This is a genomic window from Pedobacter sp. (assembly GCF_035317785.1).
In the GTDB taxonomy this organism is placed as follows: domain Bacteria; phylum Bacteroidota; class Bacteroidia; order Sphingobacteriales; family Sphingobacteriaceae; genus Pedobacter.
This window is the reverse complement of record NZ_DATHGC010000155.1, coordinates 1-7847: the sequence shown is the minus strand read 5'-3', so window position 1 is coordinate 7847 and position 7847 is coordinate 1. Positions and strand designations below refer to the sequence as shown.

Genomic DNA, 7847 nt, shown 5'->3' with positions numbered 1-7847 from the left:
AGATACCGTAACGGCGGCGGCGGCGGCGGCATTGACCGTTTCCGGAAATTTAATCATTGGCGCTGGCACTACTTTCAGCAGCGGCAACTTCAACCATGTCATTAATGGCGATTTTGAAAATGACGGAACTTTCAATGCCGCAGCCGCGCATGATGTTACACTTAGCGGAACAGTACCACAATCGATATCGGGGTCATCAACGACTGTTTTTGACGGTCTTACCATTAATAACAGTAACGGGATTGACCTGTACGGTACGATAAATGTCAACAATGTCCTTACACTAACCAATGGAAGCTTAAAGATTGATGTTGCGAAATTGCGGATTTTGGGAACGATAACGAAAACGACAGGATTCATAGAAGTGGGCACGCTTTCTTCATTGACTATCGGTGGCGCCGGGGCTATTACTCTGGCGGGTGATCTTTTCAGCGGCCCTACAGCGCTGAGCAACCTTACGATTAACCGTACCGGTGGTGTAACACTGGGCCAGGATATGACCATTGGCGGGATATTGAACATCACATCAGGGACATTAAATATCGCCTCAAACAACTTAACTGTTAGTACAGATGGAACAATTACAATTGTTGCTCCCAATGCTGCCAAAATGATCATCGCTGATGGAACTGGAGAATTGAGAAAGGTAGTGGCCTCTGGTATTCCTTATACTTTTCCTGTCGGGGACAACAACGGCACTGCAGAATATTCTCCATTAACATTAACCCTTACTGGTGAAAATCTGCTTGGCGATTTTATAGGCGTGAATGTGACCAACATCAAACATCCGGATAATGCCAGCAGCACACAGTATTTAAACCGTTACTGGAGCATAAGACAATCCGGAACAAATCCGCATACGGCAACCATAGCCGCTGGTTATACTACAGCGGATATTGCCGGCACAGAAACCGGTATTGCTGCTGCCGAATTAACAGGGAATTTTAGCCAGTCTAATAATCCGTGGATAAAATACACTGCTATATCCGGCAATACGCTTGCAATAACCGGCTTGGCATTGACAAATCAAACGACGACGCTTACCGGGATTTCAGGAGCCAATCCGACCGTAAGCCTGCTCGGAGCAGCAACGGTTTGTAGCGGTTCGGATGTTTCGTTGAACACATCTGTTACGGCAGACGGCACTCCACTTTACAATTGGACACCGACAGATTTTTTGAGTAGTGCTTTCATAGCCAACCCAATTGCCACAAATATTACGGCGACAACCAGCTATACCGTAACCATAAAAGACGGTAATGGCATCAGTGCAAGCGACACTGGCACAATAAGTCTCGGAAATACAACGACATGGAGCGGAATCTGGTCGAATGGTGCGCCAACAAGTACTACAGCAGTTATTATCGCCTCCAACTATACCGCAACGGCTTCGGTTTCCTGCTGTTCTTTAACCGTAAATAACAATGCGGCGGTTGTTTTTCCGTCAGGAATCGACCTCACTTTATATGGCGCGCTGACAGTAAGTTCGGGCAGTTTTACTTTAGAGAATAATGCCAATTTAATCCAGTCATCCAATGCTGCAAATTCGGGGAATATTATAGTGCGACGCTCGAGTTCTCCATTGCTGCGTCAGGATTACACGCTGTGGTCATCGCCGGTTACCGGACAGCAATTGCAGGCTTTTTCACCTTTAACATTAGCCAATCGTTTTTATGATTACGTTTCCAGCACAAACTTATACGCCACAGTGCTCCCTTCGACCGACTTTGAAACCGCCAAAGGTTACCTGATTCGGGTGCCCAATAATCATCCTGTAACCCCGACCGTTTGGAACGGTTCTTTTTCGGGAGTTCCCCATAATGGAAATTACTCTTATGCGCTTGCTGTCGGTGATGCCACCCATCGCTTTAATCTGGTAGGGAATCCGTATCCATCGCCTGTCAGCATGGCTAATTTTGTATCGGATAACAGCAATAGCATCACCGGGACGCTGTATTTCTGGAGAAAAACCAATAATGCCGCCAGCCCGTCCTATTGTTCCTGGCTCGGCGGAACATTCGTCAGCAATGGCGAAGCCCAGGTCTTCGATCCCAACGGCATCATCAGGACGGGTCAGGGCTTTTTTGTTGAAGCGAAAGCCGGAGCTGTTTCTGTTTTGTTTACCAATACACAACGGAGTTCCGACAATGCCGATCAGTTTTTCAGAACCGGCGAAGCGGAGGAATCCCACAGGATCTGGTTGAATGCTACCAGTGCTACTGGTGCTTTTTCCCAAACGGAGCTTGGTTATGTCTCCAACGCCACGCAAGGTCTCGATGCGCTCGACGGCAATTATATGAATGATGGCGAGATTGAATTGTATAGTTTGATCAATGCTGAAAAATTAGTCATTCAGGGACGTGCCCTGCCGTTTGATGTTAATGATATTGTTCCTCTGGGATTTAAAGCCACTTCAGCCGGTACGTATACCATTGCACTGGATCATGTTGATGGATTGTTCACTGGTGAGCAGGTGATTTTCATAAAAGACAACCTGAGCGGAACTGTTGCGGATTTAAAAGCCGGAGCGTATTCGTTTGATTCGGCGGGAGGGATTTTTGACACTCGTTTTGAGATTATTTATGCCAATTCGCTGGCTACAAATTCAGTTTCGATGCTTAACAATCAGATCGTCGCTTATAAAAACAATGGCAGCTTAGTGATCAGTAGCGCGATTGTCCCGATAGTGTCGGTGAAAGTTTTTGACAGTTCCGGAAAACTTCTGGCAGCCGATAAAACCATTAACAGCCTGAAAACAAATTTTAGTGCCGGATGGTCTAACGGGCTGCTTTTGATACGGATTACTTTAGCCGACGGAAGCAATGCCACCAGAAAAGTATTGTGGTAAACCGCTCCAGAATTAAAAATTAAATTAATAGTAAGACCCGATAGAAATATCGGGTTTTTTTATAGCCAAATATCTGCTCCAAAATGTCACCAATCGACAAAATTGTCACATAAAATGACATATTGCAAAAATTATCGACGAACTACAAAATAAAGGTCGCATTTTGTGAATTTCTCAATTAATTCATCTAATATTGTTAAAGGTATAAGTACTATTTAAAATCAGTCGGTTGGCATTCGAAAATCAGTAAATCCGAATGTTATTTATGCAGAGTTACCTGCTTTCTGCGCAACCTTTCCCTGATTCCGGAACTATAATTTACATGAGGTTCTGTAAATGAAATAAAAAAATAATTATGGAACAGTATACCAATAATATGAGCAAACGGCAGATACGCCATACACTCGACTCGTTGCTGGAAGGCATTCAGGTTATTGATTTTAATTGGCGTTACCTGTATGCGAATACGGCAGTTACTGAGTATTACAATACCAATAAGGAAGAATTTCGTGCCCAAAGCATGATGGATAGGTATCCGGGGATCGAAACGACTGAAGTATTCAAAGTATTACAAGATTGTATGGTAAACAGGAATTCCGAACGGCTTGAAATCGAATTTGTATATCCCGATCGCAAGGAGCGTTGGTTTGATGTAAGTGTTGTTGCTGTAGAAGAGGGTATTTGTATCATGTCGTTGGATATTACTATGCATAAGGTAGCCGAGGAAAAAGCAGAAAAAGCGACCCGGCTTTACGCTTTCATAAGCCAGGTCAACCAAAACATTGTACGGGTGAAGGATGAGAAGGCCCTTTTCAGTAATTCCTGTCGTATTGCCGTTGAACTCGGAAAATTTGAAATAGCGTGGATTGGCCTTTTTAATCTGAAGCAGAAGAAAATCAACCTTATCGACCAATACGGGATGGCAAACCAGGAGTTAGATCAATTAAAGGTCGCTTCCTATTTGTCAAAAGGTCCGCAGGAATATGTGCTGCAAAACAATACCTACTATATCTGCAATGATATGGAAAACGATGATGAATTGATTGCCTGGAGACCATTTGCGGCACTCCATTGCCTGAAGTCATGCCTTATATTGCCTATCAGGAAGTCGGGTGAAATCATAGGAACATTCAACCTTTACTCCTCTAAAATAAATTTTTCCGACAAAGAAGAAATTGCGTTGATGATGGAAATGGCAGGAGATATTTCATATGCCCTGGACATGCTGGAAAAAGCCGGTAAACAAGAGCGTACCGAAGAATTACTAATTAAAAGTGAAAAAAGATTCCGGGTACTTATTGAGAAAAGCCTCGATATAAAAACACTTTCCAAAAAAGACGGCAAAATATTTTATGCCAGCCCTTCAATAAAGAAAATCCTCGGATACACGCAACAAGAGTTTATCAAATTGCCATTTATGACCATTTTTCATCCCGAAGACATTCCGGCATTTATAAAAATCAGGGAAAATTTAATACAAACACCAGGTAAATCTATCCGCCAGCAGTCAAGGCTTTTACATAAAAATGGCACTTGGATCTGGTGTGAAGGAACGATGACAAATATGCTGCATGAAGTAGGCATTGAAGCACTGGTATCAAGTTTCAACGATGTCTCTGAAAAGAAAGTCACCATGTTACAAAGGGAATTTGACAGGAACAACCTTAATGCATTAATTAATAATACCACTGACCTGATGTGGAGTATCGATACTGATTTTAATTTGATTACCTCCAATAAGTCATTCGACGAAATGATGCGCTTTATGACAGGAGAAATATTAGCAAAAGGAGAAAATACACTGTCCGCCACTTTTTCCGATGAAGAGCGCAACCGCTTTAAGAATTTTTACGAACGCGCACTTTTGGGCGAAGTTTTTACAGAAACGGAATATATGGATGCTCCAATCGATAGCTGGAATGAAATTTCACTTTTCCCGATCATGAAAAATAATGAAGTTATAGGTACTGCCTGTTATGCACATAATATTACGGAAAGGAAAAAGGCAGAATTGGTTCTCGAAAAGCAAAATAAGGAACTTTTAAAGACAAATTTTGAGCTCGACAGGTTTGTATATAGTGTTTCGCATGATTTACGCGCCCCGCTGACAGCCATCCTCGGGCTTATTTCATTTATTGAAGAGGAATCGCAGGAAGCCGATACTTTGGAGCATGTTCAGATGATACGGGCAAGGATAAACCGCCTTGATGAATTTATTAAAAACATCCTGAACTATTCCCGGAACAACCGTATGGATTTACAGGTTGAGAAAATTGACCTGCAAAAAACCGTAGAATCAGTCATTTCGGAACTTTGCAGCATGAAGGATTGCGACGGGATACGTTTTGAAATTGACATTAAGGAGACCGAAGCTTTTTTCTCCGATAGGCAAAGCATTACAACCCTACTTGAAAATCTCATCTCAAACGCCATCAAGTTTAATGCAAAAGACAAGCGTGACGCCTATATAAAAATAACCGGAAAGATAGATATGGAAAGCATGGAACTCGGTATATCCGATAACGGTATCGGTATCGCAAAGGAATACCACAGTAAGATATTCGATATGTTTTACCGCCTTTCCAGCGATGTCCCGGGTTCAGGTCTCGGCTTGTATATTGTTAAATGCATCATTGAAAAACTCGGCGGTACAATTATGCTTGAATCAGGATCGGATTCACGCACCACCTTCACCATCAAATTAAAAAACAGCAAGCCATGAATGAAATGTCACCTAAATACAGAACAGTAATGGTTATCGACGATAATAACATCGATCTCTATATTACCGCACGCATGGTCCGGAAAAATAATTTTGCCGCGCAGGTACTCGAATTTTCCAGCGGCAAAGGAGCATTTCAATATCTTACTGAAAACAAAAACAATCCGGGTATGATCCCCGAAGTTATATTTGTAGACATCTATATGCCCCAAATGTCAGGGTTTGAGTTTATGGAGGCGTTTGATTCGCTACCCGACGGTTTAAAAAAACATTGCCGCTGTTATATCATTTCGTCTACAATTGATGAAAAGGACATTCAACGCGCCAATTCTGATAAAAATGTTGTCGCATTTCAGGAAAAGCCCGTAAATAACGCTTTTTTTGAAAACATCTTCAAGAATTAACTGCAACTTTTTACCAAACGAACGGAAAACAACCTATAAAATTCCCCACAGTATTTCCCTTATTTCCCGGGAGAAATTCCAACAACTATGAAACAATTGGAATACTGCTTCCGAAAAAGTGTTTTTGGAACAGTCACAGGACATGTAATCAAACCGTAATTTTTCCGCGAAAGCGGACATTCCACAGGTCATTATTTGTAATGGCCTTAACCTTTAAATCAGCAGTTGATCCAACCTTTATTCTTATATGTGGTATCAGGAAATGACGGGATGTATGCCGGACGCTTGCCTGAATGTATCCACTCAGTCCATTCACGTTTGCGATAAAACCCTAAGCGATGTGTAAATAGTCTGGCTTGTGGAAAAGGTAAATATTTGGGTAATAATTCAACGGGAACATTTTCCCAAATTCCAACTTTATTAGTTAAAAAATCAAGATAAGATATATTCCTGTAGCGGCAGGTTTGTGCCAGGCTCAGCATTTCCAAAAACGGCCGCAGTCCTCTTTCTCTGATTTGCCCGTTTACACCACGCCTGTACATGGCAAAAGCTTTTACGGCTGCTTCAGCATTGTTATTATTCCAGGGTACATCATCATAGCGAAGAAACAACCATAGTTCTTCCCAATGCTTTTTAAGACGTTTTGCGTATTTTATGGAAAGCTCACTGTTGTGCTCCAACAAAAGATACTTCTTATAGAATGTTTCTGTTTCTTTTATGTGCTTTTGAAAATGTTTCGTCTTTAAGCCATATTTGTCTACCGTTGCGATAATTCCTACCAATAATTTACTGAAATTTTCCATCAGGGATTTGTACTCCTCGTCAAAAGGGTTCTTATGCAAATCATCGTTAAGGTCGCGAATCAGGTGTATCAGGCATTTTTGTCTTTTTATTTTCAATGCTTCATAGCCTGCATAAAAATCAGTGACGATAACACCCTTATACCCTTTAAGCCATTCTTTGAGAAAGTCGGATTCACGGTTATAAGTAAAGTGATAAAATACAGTATGAGGGGTTGCAAATACCCATACATAACCCCTATCCTTAAATAATTTTACTGTTGTTTCATCAATGTGGATTACCGGGCTGTTGTAAATAATATACCAAATGTAATTGACTTCCGGTTTCCATTTTATCCACCATTTGTCTTTCCTGTCAATAAGGTATTGCTTATCAATAAAAATCCCAAATAAATCCATTACCATTTTACTGATCATTTCATGGCTAATATGATAGTTGACATAAACATTGATTACCCAAGCAAAGAGGTTATCGCCATAGTGTTTTCGCCTGATGATCCCATTGTTATATTTCATCCTGCATTTGCCACATTTTGCTTGCGTAGAGCGATATTCGGTTACATGCTGCTTCACACCCAAAGTAGTAAATTTGATGTCGGTTTGTTTGTAACCTTTAATTGTTTTCCTGAGTTGGTATACTTTCGTTGAGCCGCAACCCGGACAGTACTTTAATGGTTCTGCAATGATTATTTCGTTAACGTTTTTAGGATTCCATGCACCAATTCCTTTACCCAGGCCAATTGGAATTTGTGCCTCTCTTGAATAGATTGGCGGTGGTGGAGCTTTCTTGTTTCGCCAATATATTTTTTTCTGCTGGTAATCAAAATAAGCTGCCTTGCTGATGATATTGTAATCTTCTCCGAAGTCTTTATTAGACTGGAATTTGAATGGGCTTTGGCGCTTCATTGTTTCTACAAGGCTCACATCTTCCTGTCCGGAATTAAGAATAAGATTTTGAAACCATTCGTTTACAAATTCCAATGCCTTACAATCTTCCAGATTATAGCGGATGAGCTTTTCTTTCAACTCAGTGTTTTCCGATTGCTGCCAATCGTTACGCCAAATAAGACTTT

Annotated in this window: 4 protein-coding genes; 3 read left to right on the top strand and 1 reads right to left on the bottom strand. The window is 41.3% G+C overall.

Annotation, left to right across the window (positions count from 1 at the left end; all coding sequences use genetic code 11):
• The 3 genes from VK541_RS09710 to VK541_RS09700 all read left to right on the top strand — a co-directional run.
• Positions 1 to 2848: hypothetical protein (locus tag VK541_RS09710; RefSeq protein ID WP_324369405.1), on the top strand; the 2848-nt coding region annotated here is incomplete at its 5' end.
• 355 nt (positions 2849 to 3203) lie between these two features.
• The gene (locus VK541_RS09705; protein ID WP_324369403.1) at positions 3204 to 5570 is read left to right on the top strand and encodes a PAS domain S-box protein; all 2367 of its coding nucleotides are present in this window, start codon (positions 3204 to 3206) and stop codon (positions 5568 to 5570) included.
• Positions 5567 to 5974 carry a response regulator gene (locus VK541_RS09700; RefSeq protein ID WP_324369401.1) on the top strand — a complete coding sequence of 136 codons (408 nt, stop codon included), beginning with the start codon at positions 5567 to 5569 and terminating at the stop codon, positions 5972 to 5974. The genes VK541_RS09705 and VK541_RS09700 overlap by 4 nt, the downstream gene beginning before the upstream one ends.
• Before the next feature lie 218 nt (positions 5975 to 6192).
• Here the strand turns inward: VK541_RS09700 and tnpC are convergent.
• Positions 6193 to 7847 (bottom strand): IS66 family transposase (gene tnpC / locus VK541_RS09695; RefSeq protein ID WP_324369399.1); only part of this gene is annotated, 1655 nt, incomplete at its 5' end.